The organism is Brevundimonas sp. MF30-B (assembly GCF_004683885.1).
Taxonomy (GTDB): domain Bacteria; phylum Pseudomonadota; class Alphaproteobacteria; order Caulobacterales; family Caulobacteraceae; genus Brevundimonas.
In genome coordinates this window covers 2,350,833-2,364,586 of the sequence record NZ_CP038440.1, presented here as the reverse complement: position 1 = coordinate 2,364,586, position 13,754 = coordinate 2,350,833, and the positions used below count along the sequence as shown (strand labels likewise).

General features: G+C 65.5%; 19 protein-coding genes. 12 read left to right on the top strand and 7 right to left on the bottom strand.

Going from position 1 to position 13,754, the window contains the following annotated elements:
* Positions 1-86: 86 nt before the first annotated feature.
* On the top strand, positions 87-740 hold the full coding sequence (locus E4M01_RS11965; protein ID WP_135063871.1) for a DUF2490 domain-containing protein: 654 nt from the start codon (positions 87-89) through the stop codon (positions 738-740).
* A 48-nt stretch (positions 741-788) separates the two neighbouring features.
* Here the strand turns inward: E4M01_RS11965 and E4M01_RS11960 are convergent, their stop codons facing one another.
* The gene (locus E4M01_RS11960; RefSeq protein ID WP_135063866.1) at positions 789-1,760 is read right to left on the bottom strand and encodes a sodium-dependent bicarbonate transport family permease; all 972 of its coding nucleotides are present in this window, start codon (positions 1,758-1,760) and stop codon (positions 789-791) included.
* Positions 1,761-1,858: 98 nt separating this feature from the next.
* Between E4M01_RS11960 and E4M01_RS11955 the strand changes: the two genes are divergently transcribed.
* Positions 1,859-2,728: a LysR substrate-binding domain-containing protein gene (locus E4M01_RS11955; protein WP_167765383.1), complete on the top strand. Its 870-nt coding sequence runs from the start codon at positions 1,859-1,861 to the stop codon at positions 2,726-2,728.
* A gap of 46 nt (positions 2,729-2,774) precedes the next feature.
* On the opposite strand, the gene E4M01_RS11950 is transcribed toward E4M01_RS11955, so the two are convergent.
* Positions 2,775-3,854, bottom strand: coding sequence for a TerC family protein (locus E4M01_RS11950; RefSeq protein ID WP_135063860.1), 1,080 nt, complete (start codon positions 3,852-3,854; stop codon positions 2,775-2,777).
* A 497-nt stretch (positions 3,855-4,351) separates the two neighbouring features.
* On the opposite strand from E4M01_RS11950, the gene E4M01_RS11945 reads away from it, so the two are divergent.
* From E4M01_RS11945 to E4M01_RS11915, 8 genes are all read left to right on the top strand, one after another.
* On the top strand, positions 4,352-4,537 hold the full coding sequence (locus tag E4M01_RS11945) for a DUF465 domain-containing protein (protein WP_167765381.1): 186 nt from the start codon (positions 4,352-4,354) through the stop codon (positions 4,535-4,537).
* 94 nt (positions 4,538-4,631) lie between these two features.
* Positions 4,632-5,102 carry a tellurite resistance TerB family protein gene (locus E4M01_RS11940; protein WP_135063854.1) on the top strand — a complete coding sequence of 157 codons (471 nt, stop codon included), beginning with the start codon at positions 4,632-4,634 and terminating at the stop codon, positions 5,100-5,102.
* Entirely contained in the window at positions 5,099-5,284 is a 186-nt protein-coding gene (locus E4M01_RS14365) for a hypothetical protein (protein WP_167765379.1), read from the top strand. The genes E4M01_RS11940 and E4M01_RS14365 overlap by 4 nt, the downstream gene beginning before the upstream one ends.
* A 112-nt stretch (positions 5,285-5,396) precedes the next feature.
* Positions 5,397-5,993, top strand: a complete 597-nt coding sequence (locus E4M01_RS11935) for a carbonic anhydrase (protein WP_167765378.1) — start codon at positions 5,397-5,399, stop codon at positions 5,991-5,993.
* A gap of 402 nt (positions 5,994-6,395) precedes the next feature.
* Positions 6,396-7,142, top strand: a complete 747-nt coding sequence (locus E4M01_RS11930) for a Bax inhibitor-1/YccA family protein (protein WP_135063848.1) — start codon at positions 6,396-6,398, stop codon at positions 7,140-7,142.
* Positions 7,143-7,170: 28 nt separating this feature from the next.
* Positions 7,171-7,449 carry a zf-TFIIB domain-containing protein gene (locus tag E4M01_RS11925; RefSeq protein ID WP_135063845.1) on the top strand — a complete coding sequence of 93 codons (279 nt, stop codon included), beginning with the start codon at positions 7,171-7,173 and terminating at the stop codon, positions 7,447-7,449.
* A 48-nt stretch (positions 7,450-7,497) separates the two neighbouring features.
* The gene (locus E4M01_RS14715) at positions 7,498-7,677 is read left to right on the top strand and encodes an SDR family NAD(P)-dependent oxidoreductase (protein WP_209316039.1); all 180 of its coding nucleotides are present in this window, start codon (positions 7,498-7,500) and stop codon (positions 7,675-7,677) included.
* Positions 7,678-7,815: 138 nt separating this feature from the next.
* Entirely contained in the window at positions 7,816-8,193 is a 378-nt protein-coding gene (locus E4M01_RS11915; RefSeq protein ID WP_135063842.1) for a VOC family protein, read from the top strand.
* Between the two features lie 112 nt (positions 8,194-8,305).
* On the opposite strand, the gene E4M01_RS14575 is transcribed toward E4M01_RS11915, so the two are convergent.
* Both E4M01_RS14575 and E4M01_RS11905 read right to left on the bottom strand, forming a co-directional pair.
* Positions 8,306-8,632 carry an excalibur calcium-binding domain-containing protein gene (locus E4M01_RS14575; RefSeq protein WP_135063839.1) on the bottom strand — a complete coding sequence of 109 codons (327 nt, stop codon included), beginning with the start codon at positions 8,630-8,632 and terminating at the stop codon, positions 8,306-8,308.
* On the bottom strand, positions 8,632-9,147 hold the full coding sequence (locus E4M01_RS11905) for a hypothetical protein (protein WP_209316038.1): 516 nt from the start codon (positions 9,145-9,147) through the stop codon (positions 8,632-8,634). Before E4M01_RS11905 ends, E4M01_RS14575 begins: the two co-directional genes overlap by 1 nt.
* Before the next feature lie 620 nt (positions 9,148-9,767).
* Between E4M01_RS11905 and E4M01_RS11900 the strand changes: the two genes are divergently transcribed.
* The gene (locus tag E4M01_RS11900) at positions 9,768-10,061 is read left to right on the top strand and encodes a DUF736 domain-containing protein (protein ID WP_135063836.1); all 294 of its coding nucleotides are present in this window, start codon (positions 9,768-9,770) and stop codon (positions 10,059-10,061) included.
* A gap of 70 nt (positions 10,062-10,131) precedes the next feature.
* Entirely contained in the window at positions 10,132-11,016 is an 885-nt protein-coding gene (locus tag E4M01_RS11895) for an ArdC family protein (RefSeq protein WP_135063833.1), read from the top strand.
* 35 nt (positions 11,017-11,051) lie between these two features.
* On the opposite strand, the gene E4M01_RS11890 is transcribed toward E4M01_RS11895, so the two are convergent.
* The 3 genes from E4M01_RS11890 to E4M01_RS11880 all read right to left on the bottom strand — a co-directional run bounded on the left by E4M01_RS11890 (position 11,052) and on the right by E4M01_RS11880 (position 13,443).
* The gene (locus tag E4M01_RS11890) at positions 11,052-12,179 is read right to left on the bottom strand and encodes a hypothetical protein (protein WP_135063830.1); all 1,128 of its coding nucleotides are present in this window, start codon (positions 12,177-12,179) and stop codon (positions 11,052-11,054) included.
* Positions 12,176-12,859: an Abi family protein gene (locus tag E4M01_RS11885; protein WP_135063827.1), complete on the bottom strand. Its 684-nt coding sequence runs from the start codon at positions 12,857-12,859 to the stop codon at positions 12,176-12,178. Before E4M01_RS11885 ends, E4M01_RS11890 begins: the two co-directional genes overlap by 4 nt.
* Before the next feature lie 83 nt (positions 12,860-12,942).
* Positions 12,943-13,443, bottom strand: a complete 501-nt coding sequence (locus tag E4M01_RS11880) for a helix-turn-helix domain-containing protein (protein ID WP_135063824.1) — start codon at positions 13,441-13,443, stop codon at positions 12,943-12,945.
* Between the last annotated feature and the right edge of the window lie 311 nt (positions 13,444-13,754).

Sequence of the window (13,754 nt, the reverse complement as noted above, 5' to 3'; positions counted from 1 at the left end):
CGGAGGGAAAACCCCTCCGGCCCCACCGCTTCCCAGCGACGGCGGTCTCTTCGAATCTCCGCTGTTCGATTCTTCAGGACATCACGATGCATGCGCTCAAGGTCACCCTGCTTGCCATCGGCAGCCTTATGGCCGCGGCGGCTCCCGCCGTCGCCCAGGACGAGGACGGCGAGCTCTGGTTCAACCCGGCGTTCGTCAAGCAGATCGACGATCGGACGTCCGTCGAGCTGGAGACGGCCCAGCGACTGCGCCAGGACCCGCGGAAGGACACCTACTTCGCGCGCCTCTGGCTGAACCGGGAGGATGGCGCGGGCCGCCAATGGAGCGTGGGTGTCGAGCAGCGCTGGAACGGTCCCGACGAGCGGGAGGTGCGGCTGCTGCAACAGGTCGGCTACGATTGGGGTCCGCTGGAGTTCCGCACGCGGCTAGAGCAACGTTTCGTCGATGTCGATCCTCAGACGGGCGTGAGGCTGCGACAGCGTGTGGGGACAACGATTCCCCTGACAGACAGCGAGGACGGATGGGCGCTCACCGGGGACGCCGAGGTCGCCGTCACGCTTCGCAACACCGAGCCTGGCGGGCAGAAGGGCGTGACGGGCCTGAGAACCTTTGTCGGCTTCGAACGGAGTTACGGCCGCTATGACGTGAGTCTGGGCTACCTTCGCCAGCAGGACATCCGCGACGGGGCCGAAGACCGCGTCGGTCATGCGCCGTTCGTCGGTTTGACGGTCAACTTCTGAGGCTGGCTCCATGGGCTCGCAGCCCCGAGACTCAAACCGCCTTCGCGATTACCAAAGCCAGAGCGCGGCGGCGGTATAGAGCGCGATGCCGACAGTGAGATTGAACGGGAAGGTGATCGCCAGGGAGGCGGTGACGAACACGCCCGCGTCCGCCTGCGGCGCGGCTACGCGCATGGCGGCCGGAACTGCGATATAGGACGCCGATCCCGCCAGGATAGTCAGCAAGGCGGCGTCGCCCGCGTCTAGACCCGCCAGGCGCGAGAGCCCGAGGGCGAGGGCGGCCGACACGAGTGGAAAGCCCAGGGCAAAGGCGACGATTCCTGGGCTGAGCTTTCTCCCACCCTCCATGAGCCTGCGGGCAGCGATCAGTCCGATATCCAGCAGGAAGAAGCACAGAGCTCCCTGGAACAGCGGTCCGACGAAAAGGTCGAGCCGGGCCAGGCCGGGCGCACCAGAGATCAGACCGACCGCGAAACTGCCCAGCAGCATGACGGTCGCGGCGCCGACGAAGACCTCGCGCAGCACAGCTCGGCGACGACTCGGCTCTCCGCGCCCGGCTCCGTTCAACAGGATCAGGGCTGTGAGGATCGCGGGCGTCTCCATGAGCGCGAGGACAGCCGCCATATAGCCGCCGGGCTGCAGACCGACCGTGGCGAGGTGATCCTGTCCGGCCGCGAAGGTGACCACCGAGACAGAGCCGTACGTCGCGGCCAGGGCGCAGGCTGTCGCGCGGTCAAGCCGAGGCAGGCGTTGCAGCACCGCCAGTGCCGCAAGGGGCATCAGGGCGCTCAGTCCAATGCCGAGCGCAGCGGCGCTCAAGAAGTCGCCGTCGAGCCCCGCCGCGCGCGCTTCGACCCCGCCTTTGAAGCCGATGCAGAGCATCAGATACAGCGAGAGGGCCTTGGCGATGGGCTCCGGGATCGCCAGGTCCGAACGCGCGAAAGCGGCAAGAGCGCCCACAAAGAAGAACAGGATCGCGGGGGAGGTCAGCAGTGCGAGACTGGCGGTGAGGTCGGGCATGAGGACTCGAAAGGTTCCAAGGGTCGCTTCCTCTGACCTCGACGAATTCACCACGCCAGTTTATTGATCTTATGCGACCCATAACCAAGGCTCATGCGGTGCCGTCACGACTGGTCAACCTCGACCTGGACCTTCTGCGGGCTTTCGTGACCGTGGTGGAGACCGGGAGTTTCACCCGGGCGGCGGCGCTGCTGGGACGCACGCAGCCCGCGATCAGTCTGCAGATCCGCCGACTGGAGGATCAGTTGCGCTCCCCGCTTCTGGCGAGAGGCGGCAAGGATCTCGCACTGACCACCGAGGGAGCCGGGCTGCTGCCACAGGCGCGCCACCTGCTGAGGCTGAACGACGAAATCGTCGCGACCCTGGGCGACGGCGATCTCGAGGGCGAGGTGCGCTTCGGCGCACCTGAGGACATCGCGACCATGCATCTGCCGGGCATTCTAGGTGCGTTCGCGCGCAGCCATCCGCGCATCAAGCTGGCAGTGACGTGCGATTACACGGCCAACCTGCTCGACCAGATGTCGCGCGGGCTGCTCGATCTCGCCCTGATCAAGCGTGAACCGGTCGGGCCTGAACTGGGTGTCCGGGTCTGGAGCGAGCCACTGGTCTGGGTCGCGTTGGCCCCCTCGATCCTCGAGGCCTCGCCCTTGCCCCTGATCATCGCTCCCGCGCCGGACATCTATCGCAAGCGGGCGCTCGGGGCTCTGGAGGCGGCCGGCCTGGCGTTTCGCGCCTCCTTCACCTCGCCCAGTCTCGCGGGCCAGATGGCGGCTCTGAGAGCCGGGCTTGGGGTCGGGGTCCTACCGGCCGCCATGGCACCGCGGGACCTGACCGTTCTGCGCGAGCCCCTGCCGCCACTTAGCGACAGCGAGATCGCCCTGGTGTCCACGCGTGCCATGGGTGGCCCGGCCGAGTTGCTGGCGCAGGAGGTTCTTCGCGCCCTGGAGCGGGGCCCATCGGCGTCATGACGCGGCTCTATCGGGGCCGGGACGATCCCGACCCCGACGGGCTACCTCAATGCGCCGGGCGGTTGGGACGACCGTCTGCGTCGCGGGTCTTGATCCACGAGTAGAGCATCGAGCCACCGATCAGGGCGAGGGTCGCGATCAGGGACCACTGGGGCTCGAGATACGGCACCAGGGCCTCGCCCGTCAGGTCCTTCCAGGCCTTGTAGAGGCCGAAGTTCCAGATGATCTTGACCCCGATCAGCACCAGCACCATCGACAGGCCGTACTTCAGATATTTGAACCGGGCGACGGCCTCAGCGAGCATGAAATACATCGACCGCAGGCCCAGGATCGCGAAGATGTTGGACGTGTAGACGATGAAGGGATCTTTCGTGACCGCGAAGATCGCCGGCACGGAATCAACCGCGAAGATGACGTCAACCACCTCGACCATGACCAGGGCTAGGAACAGGGGGGTCGCGAACAGGACGAGCCGGCCCGTGCCCTTGGGGTCGGGCCGTTTCACAAAGAAGTTGTGGTTGTCGATGGTTTCGGTGATCCGCATCCGCTTCCTGAGGAATTTCAGGACCGGGTTCTGATTGAGATCCATCTCATGATCGCCGCCGAAAATCATCTTCCAGCCGGTGAAGATCAGAAAGGCGGCGAAGATGAAGAGTACCCAGGTGAACTCGTTCACGATCGCGGCGCCGAGCGAGATGAAGATCGCCCGGAAGACGATCGCCCCCATGATCCCCCAGAACAGCACGCGGTGCTGATAGTGACGGGGGACCGCGAAAAAGGTGAAGATCATCCCGATGACGAAGATGTTGTCGAACGCCAGCGCCGTTTCCAGCAGGTAGCCGGTGAAATACTGAAGCACCGCCTGCTGATTGAGATTTTCAGGGCTCATGTAGTAGCGCGGATCGGGCTCGTACACGAAATAGACATAGGCGCCGAAGGCGACGGCGATCGAGGCGAAAGACGCCCACATCGCCGCAGACTTCTTGGCCGAGACGACCCCGTCCTTGTTGTTCACGACCCCAAGGTCGATCCACAGCAAAAAGCCGATGAAGGCCAGAAAGGCGATCCAGAGCCAGATCGGCTGACCGACATATGTCGCGGCAAGAAATGGAAGGGACTCGAACATCCCGCACCCCCGAAGAATGAAAAAAAGGCGCTGCGTTGCGCGATCCATGCGGGGATCCGACATCGCAACCGACGCCTCGGCTGCCAGAGGGGCCCGGACCCGTGGAGGGTGCGCTAATGACGTTAGAGTCGAGCCGCGTCAACACCTGTCGCAGCTATTGATGGCGCCTAGACAGACTTCGCGTTCGCCAATCCAGTGACGGTCATCAAGAGGTTCGGCTGTCCTGGGTACCGGGTCAATTGCAGTCTGTTAAAATCCAGTCTGTGACTTTGTGTCCATTCCATAATACTCACTCATTGAGCGCATAAGCACTTCTTATTGGCGTGTTTCGCGTCCGTCGAGCAGCGTGACTTTGCGGCCCGGGCCCCTCTGACGATCAAGGTGATCGTGATGTCGGATCGCATCGGGTGCGCTCGATGACGGGGTCCGGCTGTTTATCCCCCATCGAACCGACGGCTTCGGCGTCGAGCGCGCCCCTTCAGAGAAGGAGTGGCTCCATGTCTATCGTGTTGATGCGCCGGCTGAAGGGATATCATTCCCTGCTGGAAATGGCCTTGAACGACGAGCGGGCGCGACTGCGTCCTGACGACCGGACCGTTGCGGGCATCAAGAAGAAGAAGCTGGTCATCAAGGACCGGCTCGCCGCGATCGAGGGTCGTCAGACGACGTCTCAGTCGCGCTGACCGCCGCCGCGGGCGGCGGCCCGCCCGGTCGCCGACCGGCTCTTTGACATCAACAAGCGTCGCCGCCCGCCGGCGACCCCCCTGTGAGGTCCCTATGACTAGACCCTACAAACTCTTGCGCCGTCGCGCCTCGATCGACCCGGACGACGTCTGGACGCCGGGCGACGTCGTTCAGATGGACGCCGTCGTCGCCGGCTGCGCCATGGTGGCCCAGGCCGACGGCTGGGTCACACCGGACGAACGCAAGCGCATGATCGACCGGATGCGTACCTCTCCGACCATCGCCTTCTTCGGCGTCGACGACGTGCTTGTCCTGTTCGAGGCGCTGAATCTGCGCTTCGATCGGGATCTGGAAGACGGCGAGGCGACGGCTGAGGTTGCCGTCTCACGTCTGCGGGGCCAGTCCGGTCCCTCTCGCGCCTTGATCGAGACCGCCTGCGCCGTCGCTGAGGCCGACGGAGGCTTTGATGCCGAGGAGCGGGCTGTGGTCTTGCGGCTTTGCGCGCTCCTCGACGTCGACCCGGCATCCCTCGACCTGATGGCGAAGGAAGGGGTGTCGCAATGAAGGTCGGCGCATCCTCCAATCCCGCCGCATACGCCTGGGCGCTTCAGCTCTCCCAGATGACCGGTCGTGTGGCGTCGCATCAAAGCACGCCCACGGATCGTCCGGTGGAGCCGCCGGGGGCCATCCGCGATGACGCCGCGCTTCGCCGACCCAGTCGCCAGACCTTCGACATCCGCGTTTGAGCGAGCGACCGGTCTTGCACCCCGTGATCCGAAAGGCGCTCACCGGCGCAGCCCGTCATGGCCCGCGCGGCTACCGGCGCACGCGTATGATCCATCAGCGGCCGGCTGCGTTATGACGGTCCGTTCCGACGATCCGCTGATCGCGGGCTATCACCGCTTCCGAAACGCGGTGTGGCCCGACCAGGCGCAGCGCTATGCCGAACTCGCGCGGCGACGTCAGCAGCCCGGCACGGCCGTCATCGCCTGCTCCGACGCGAGGATCGATCCTCAGACCATATTCGACGCAGAGCCGGGCGACCTGTTCGTCATCCGCAACGTCGCGGGTCTTGTTCCGCCCTACGCCCCCGACGGCGGGTGTCACGGGACGAGCGCGGCGCTGGAGTATGCGGTCAAGATCCTGAAGGTCCGCCGGATCGTGGTGCTTGGCCATGCCGGCTGCGACGGCATTCATGCCATGATCCATGGGCCGCTTCGCAACGCTCAGGACTTCCTCGGTCCCTGGATGGACATCGCTGAACCCGTGATGTGGCCGATGCCCGAGCAGGGGTCGGGAGAGGCGTTGGAAACAGCGGTGGAGGCGGCTGTCCTCAGTCTCTCCTTGAGCAATCTGCGGACCTTCCCATGGATAAGGGAAGGCGAGAAGTCGGGCCATCTGGCGCTTTCGGCCTGGCGGTTCGACATCGGCTCCGGCGAGCTCCGGACAACATAGCGTGTCGGATTGGCCGGCGTTATCGCGAGCATCACCGAAACTCATTGGTCTGCAGGGCCGCGGTGCCGCAAGTTTGCATTGCGGCCCGGGCCCCTCTGACGATCATGATGATCGTGATGTCGGACCGCATCGAGTGCGCTCGATGCCGGGGTCCCGTCCTTCCCACCACCCCCGATCCACACACCGATCCCACCTTTGCAAAGAGGAGAGGCACGATGACGACCCGTTCGACACGCCCGACGAGGCGGTACAGCACGATCCTGGCGTGGGGCCTAATGGAGGCCTTCACAAAGCTCATCAGGATGGTGCGCCTGGCCCGGTCAGGACGAAGCCGGCGTTGATGCCGGCGGCGGCCGACGTCCCCGTCTGACCGAGATTTCCGAGAGAAGGAGACCTTTCGCGATGAGCGAGTTCAACACCACCCTGCGAGATCGGCCGTCGGTCCGACCCGACATGGCAGTCGACGCCGGCCTGCGGGCCTTCATGCTCGGCGTTTACAACAAGATGGGCCTGGGCCTGGTGGTGTCTGCCGGTCTGGCCTGGGCGACCGCGTCCGTGGCTCCAGTCCGCGACGCCCTGTTCGTCGTCGTCGACGGGCGCCTGGCCGGCTACACGCCCGTGGGCATGGTGCTGGCCTTCGCCCCGCTGGTGCTCCTGCTCGGCTCCGCCTTCCTGGTCCGCAGCGCTTCGCCCCGAATGGCCAGCCTGCTTTACTGGTCGGTCGTGGCGCTGATCGGAGCTTCACTCGGTGCCCTGGCGCTGCGTTACACAGGCCAGAGCCTGGCCTCCACCTTCCTGATCACGGCTACCGCCTTTGGCGCACTCAGCCTCTACGGCTACACAACAAAACGCGACCTGAGCGGGATCGGGACCTTTCTGATCATGGGCGTGATCGGCCTGCTGATCGCCGGTGTGGTCAACATTTTCCTGCAATCCTCGATGCTGATGCTGGCGATCAGCGGCATCGGTGTCCTGATCTTCGCGGGTCTGACCGCGTACGACACCCAGCGGCTGAAGCTGACCTACCACCAGCTCGGTGGGGACCGGGCGGCGATGGGCGCAGCCACCAGTTTCGGCGCGCTGAGCCTCTACCTCGACTTCATCAATCTGTTCCAGTTCCTGCTGGTCTTCCTCGGCCAGCGTCGCTGATCGCCAGCCTTCTTTCCGGAGACAAGACATGCCGCTTCTGCTCTGCCCGAACGATAACGCCTCGATGACGACCATCTCGCGCAATGGCGTGGAGTTCGACATGTGCCCCACGTGTCGTGGTGTCTGGCTGGACCGCGGCGAACTTGAGAACCTTATGGCCGCCTCTCAAGGGAGTGCCGCCGGTCCTTCGTCACTGTCGATGCCGACCCAGCCTGCTCGATATGAGGAACCCCGCCGCTACGATCGCGACCACGACGATCGCTACAAGCGCAAGAAGCGCGACAGCATCTTCGACATTTTCGACTGAGTGAGGGGCCCTTGACTCGCATGTTTAGGCAAGCAGCGCGGCTGAACTTTGCGCGGGTTGAGAGGGTGGAAACCAGTCCTGATCACCGACGCGAGCTCTGGAATCGGCAGAGCATCGGCGCAATCTCTGGCAAGGCGCGGCTGGCGCGTATCTGCCGGGGCGCGGCGGCCTGAAGCGATGAACGGTGTGGCGTGGGTTGCGGCTGAACACGGCGCGGCGGGTCGCTGAGAGGCGTCGAAGGCGGGCTGCCATCAGGCCGAAGAGTCGAACTTCGCAACGCGCTTGAATGTCGTGTTTTCGGCGCTCGGTGGATGACCGCTCCTGGCGCTTACCGGAACCGCGCGATGAGGGCGGGGTTTTCGGCTCATGCTCCATCACGTCTCCCTCGGAACATCGGATTTGGCGCGTGCCGAGGCCTTTTATGACGCGGTGATGCCAGAAGTCGGGCTCAGCAAAACGCTTAGGGTCGATGAAGCGGTCGGCTACGGCGCGGGCATCACCGTCTTCAGTTTGAACCTCCCAGCCGACGGCGGCATGGCTATGCCTGGCAACGGCATCCACGTCGCTTTCGAGGTGGAGCGGCGTTCAGCCGTCGATGGCTTCTTCCACGCGGCTCTGGCGAACGCCGGGTCGGCGGATGGCGAACCTGGGTTACGGCCCGAGTACGACCCGCATTACTACCCGGCGTTTGTGCGCGATCCAGATGGCAACAAGGTCGAAGTGCTCACCTTCGCGGCTCGGTGAACCGGGGGCTGGGCGGCAGGTCAGCGGGTTGCGACGCGGCTGGAAATCCCGCTTCTCTGTTTCCTAAGCTCGGAACTACGTGGCGGTCTCTGCTGGGCCGTTGCCCTTGTTCTCAGCCGCGCTCACAACCCACGCCGTCGCCGTCACGATCCAGGTGGGGTCCGTAGCCGGGATCTCCGCGCCGGACAGGGGCGGCGCCCGCCGCCCGAGCGGCCGCGCAGTTGGCGTAGGCGCCGGAACCGCGTTGGGCCGGCGGCCGGCTGGTGAAGCCTTGGGGCCGTGCGGGTGCAGCGGATGAGCGGCTGCTGCGGTGACAATGATACTCGCCGGTCCTGCGGTTGGTGTGGCAGCCCTCGGCGTTGAGACCGCCGGGGTGGGCCACGGCCGGCCCCGCCAGAACCGAAGCGGCCGTCGCGATCAGCAGGCTGAGTGTGCGCATCACCAACGCCTCACCGAGACGCCGGCCCCGATGTAGTCTTCGCCCAGGTTGGCTTTGATGGCGACCATCTCTGAGACGCGCAGCGCGATGGTCCCATACGGAGCGCTTTCGATATCGGAAATCCGGTATCCCGCGCCGAACTCCACATTGCGCCAGTGCACCGTTGCTTCGATCCGCCCGTAGGCCGCCGCCGCGGTGCTGTCGCACAGCTCGCTGCGGGCATACTGCCCATTGGTCGTGTCGCGGCAGCGCGCCCCGTTGCTCTGCTGGTAGATTTGATAGCGGTCGTTGTCGCCCTGGTAGATGAGGGCGCCGATGGCCGGCGTCAGATGGAAGTTGCCTGCGTTGAACCGCCAGCCAACGCCCAGTTCAGCTCCCGTCAGATCCGAGGCCTTGGCGATGTTCGCTTCGAGCATCAGAGAGTTGGTTTGAGTAGGCGTCTGGGCTTGGACCTGCGCCGCCAGGGCGCACAGGGCCGCCGCCGCGTACGCGGCGATAATAGGTTTGGTGGTCAACTCTTCCTCTGGGAGTGCACGCGCTGCAACCCCCCGTTGCAGCTTGCCGCCGATCTAGCACGGTTCAGCGGCGTGTCCAGCCCCATCGTCGTGGTCAACGGACAGGATGTCTCCCGCCGTCGATCTCGACCAGAGGGGCTCCCGTTTCCATGGCTGGGGCCGGTTCTTGTGCTCGAGGCGCGCGGTGCGGGCAGGGGGGCTCACAGGCATCAGCGCCATCTCTTATGGGGCTGAGCGAACCGCCGCTGCGCTCCCTTGTCGTCGGATCGGACCTGCTTGTGGCGGCGCGACAGAGACAGCGGCGGGGCTTGAGCGACCGAGCGGAAGCCTGACGGATTGGAGCTGAGGAGGGGCGCAGCGTCTCACCTTCGGGCGGGCCAGCCTGCGCGGCCTCTCGAAGGGGCGGATCTGACCGAAACCCGGTCGGCTGGCGCAACCGCTCACGCGACTTTCATCCCCGGCCTGACGGCCTTCCTCGCGAGACAAGAATGTCTCTTGCCGCGGTCCTCCGCTTCGCTGCGGGGGATCGCTTCGCTCTCCCTGCGCGCCGCCCGCGCCCCGGTCCGCCGATCGCCATCGAGGCCGCGGCAGGCGTGGCCCGAAGCAATGGAGAGACTGACATGGCCACCATCGGCACCTTCACCGCCCAAGGCGACGGCTACACCGGGTCGATCAAGACCCTCACCCTGAACGTCAAGTCGGCGGTTCTGCGGCCCAATGAGAAGACCGACGACAAGGGCCCGGACTTTCGGATCTTCGCCGGGCAGACCGAGTTCGGCGCGGCCTGGAAGCGCCGGAGCCAGCAGGACCGCGACTATCTCTCGGTCAAGCTCGATGATCCCAGCTTCCCGGCGCCGATCTACGCCTCCTTAGTCGAGATCGAAGGCGGACAGAGCCTGATCTGGTCCCGCTGACCCGACGCCGCGGCGGCGCGACGCCCGCGCCGCCGCCCCGTCTTCCCCATTTCATTTCAAGGAGGCCGCCATGACGCGCCCCGCCGATCCCGCTCGTCCCGACGTCTACACCCGGATCACCCAGCAGATCCTCACTCAACTCCAAGCCGGGGTGCGCCCCTGGACCCAACCCTGGAAGGCCTCAGCCGCCGTCAGCCGCCCGCTCCGCCATGACGGCACGCCCTACAATGGCATCAATGTCGTCCTGCTTTGGGGCGAGGCGGCCAGCCGGGGGTTCACCCGCCCGACCTGGATGACCTTCCGTCAGGCCCTGGCGCTCGGCGGTCATGTCCGGAAAGGCGAGCGTGGATCCACCGTGGTCTACGCCAACCAGATCGTCCGCGAGGACAGCGATGAGACCGGGCAGGGCGTCGAACAACGCATCCCCTTCCTGAAGGCCTACACCGTTTTCAACCTCGATCAGATCGAGGGTCTGGAGGATCGCTACGGCGAGCCGGAGACCGTCGAGATCAATCCGGACGAGCGCATCGCCCGCATCGACGCCTTCTTCCGAAACTGCGCGGCCGATGTCCGCCACGGCGGGGGCAGCGCCTACTACGCTCCGGGGCCGGACCACGTGCAGATGCCGCCGTTCGAATGCTTCGAAACTGCGGACGCCTATTACAGCACCCTCGGCCATGAGATGACGCACTGGACGCGGCATCCGAGCCGGCTCGACCGGGACTTCGGCCGGCGACGCTTTGGTGACGCCGGCTACGCCCGCGAGGAACTCGTCGCCGAACTCGGCGCGGCCTTCCTGTGTGCAGATCTCGGGCTGGCGCTTGAGCCGCGCGAGGATCACGCCGCCTATATCGCCAGCTGGCTGCAGGTTCTGAGGGACGACACGCGCTTCATCGTCTCGGCCGCCTCCCACGCCCAGAAAGCCGTCGATCATCTGCACGGCCTGCAGCCCTGAAGCGGAACGGGCCGACTTCCGGTCGGCCCGCTTCCTCAAAAATCGAGAAACACCGCGGCCTTGTGCCGGTCTGCGAGGCTGACGACCGTGTGCGTGAATGCCGCGTTCTCGGCGTAACTGGCCTCGAGAAGGCGGACGAGGCGCTCCCGGTTGCGCGCCTGGGCCGGGCTCAGGGTGCCCTTCAGTTCGCGAACCTGGCCCTCGTCGACACTGGAGATCCAACTGAAGAATTTGGCGAGGAAGCCGACCATCACATCGGAGACCTGGACGCCGGGATCATCATGCGACCTCTCGACCAAACGATAGTTGCAGAAGGGGGCGTCGCCGTCGGTCAACGTCATCATGGCGAGCTCGCCGGAGACGACCTCCTCGGCGTCGAAGACGTGGCGCGCGTTCTTCAGGATGCAGATTCGCTCCAGGAAGAAGTCCCGGAAGCCGTCGATCAGAACACGCGCGTCCCCGTCCTCGATGAAGGGCAGGGGATGGTGGCGTCCCATCTGCAGCATGCCCCGCAGCGTCTGGTAGCCGAAATGATCCAGCAGACCGGCGTGATCTTCCGCGAAGGTGATCAGCTCGGTCATGAAGGCGCGCCGGTTTTCCGGCTCCAGGTCCGGATAGTCGAACCGTGCCATCAGGGCCGCGGTCCGGGCCCGGTCGGCGCGAAGCACGGTGCAGAGGTCCGACTTCAGGGTTTCCCCGAAACCATCCGGCATCTCCCCGGCCGCCAGCACCGAGTCAACGACATCGACTACGGACCAGTAGAAGGGGTCGAGCGCGAGGTAGTGAACGAGGAGGTCTTCCCCTAGCGCCCAGTCGAGAAACGTCTCCAGCTTCCTCGACCCGAGGACCTTCGAAAACTCGCCCCGGCCGAAGAGCGCGAAATGCAGCTCCTCGGCACTGGGCTGGATGAAGGCCCGCGTCCTCAGCGGCCCGACATCGATCGGGCGCGCATCCCGACAGCCGAAGCCGCCGAGCACCCAGCAGTTCAGGTCGGGGACGTTGAAGGCGTCGGCCTTCAGATGCAGCCGCCGGATGTTGTTCGTTTCATCATAGTAGAGCCAGTAGGCCCGGTCGGCGTGGATCAGGCCGTGCGCCTCGATGGATGTCCGCCTCAGCGCGTTCACGTCGACGACCCGTCTCCTCGGCTCGGGAGACTTGCTCATGCCTCGTCCTTCCCGGGACGGGGCAGGGCGAGACGTTGGGCCGGGTGGACCTCGGCAAAGCGGTCGACCGTCCCGCGCCAGTCATCCATCGCCGGCGACAGCCAGCGGGTCATCTCCAGCATGGCCTGATGCAGCTTGGGCAGGTTCCAATAGAGAATGGGTTCGTGGTGGGCGATCCGGTTACGCAGAAGCCGCACCTGCGTCAGGGGCGTGGTGAAGTCTTTGCGAGCCAAGAAACGGCCCTCTCGCGTGGCGATCCGGTGCAGGGTGCGCTTCCACAAGCCGTCCTGCTCGCGCCCAAACATCGAGGTCCAGAAGCTGAAGGTCAGGGCGGCGACCACGCGACCGTCCTCGATCGGCTTTCGCGCCTCGGTAAGCTCGGCGATCGCCGCGCGCACCTGTTCGGCCTGACGGTCGGTGACGTGACTTGCCTCGGGCTGGAACCACCCCGGGCCATGGGCCTCGGACATCACCGTATGGATGCGATTGCGCAGCGCCACCTCCAGTGCCTGGAGAGGCACATAGAGGGCTTCGGAGACACGGGTGTTGAGCGTATACAGGGCCACGGCGCGCTCGCGGTCGCCTTGCGCCCACGCGACATAGCGGGCGAAGCGTTCGAGAGAGAGCGCGGCTTCCACCGCGTCGGCGTCGGCCGCCGGCCTTGCATCGGGGTGGGTCATGGAATATCTCTACCTGCGTACACCCCGGGATCGCCTCTGCTGCAAAGCATGCCCCCGGGGTAAATCAATTCTGGGCCCAAACTTTACGGTTGCCGCAGTCCCACAGGAGTGGAGACGCGAAGCCGGGCAGCCTCCCGCTCCTTGCGCGCTTGGGTGAACTCGGGTTCGAGCTTGCGGACCCGTTCGATCAGACCATCGAGATGGTAGACGTTGGAGGCCCAGTCGCCGGCCGCCGTCTTCCGCATCTCGCGACGCACCAAGCCGGCCTGTTCAAGTTGCCGCATATTGGTCTGGATCGTCTTCGGTTTCACACCGATCCGGCGGCCGAGCTCCGCCCGCGACGGGAAAGGGGCGCGGTTCGGGTCCCGGTAATAGTCCAGCAGCTGGACCAGGATGTTGAACTGCATCGCGGTCAGCCCCAGTCGCGACTGCGCTTGGATGAGGATCGACGGGATGCCGGCATAGCCGTTGGCGATGACCGCCTTGCCCCAGATCCGGTCCTGCGAGGCGGCGGCCTTGGCAGGGGGCGGGGCGGGGGCGAGGGGCGGGAACGGCAGAACGGTCGGCGAGGCGGGGGTGTACATGGCGGAAACTCCTTCCCCACGAACCTATGGGTGCGACGGGCGGTCAACAAGGCTCTGCGGTTGCGGAGGTATGGCGCCGTCATGACCTACCTGACTAGGTATGCTTACGATTGTTACGCCAGATGCGCTGTTTAAACGTCACGCTGCTTAAGCGGCAGGTTGACGACCCAGGTGGGTATCGCCCGAACCCCACCGGTAGGGCGGGAATAATACCCACCCCCGCCGCGCGAGCGCTCCGCTACGTCTTCTATTCCCCGCCAGGCTGGGGCGCCCGTCAGGGCGGCGGGCGAGCGGCCGGTTTCGGACGCCGA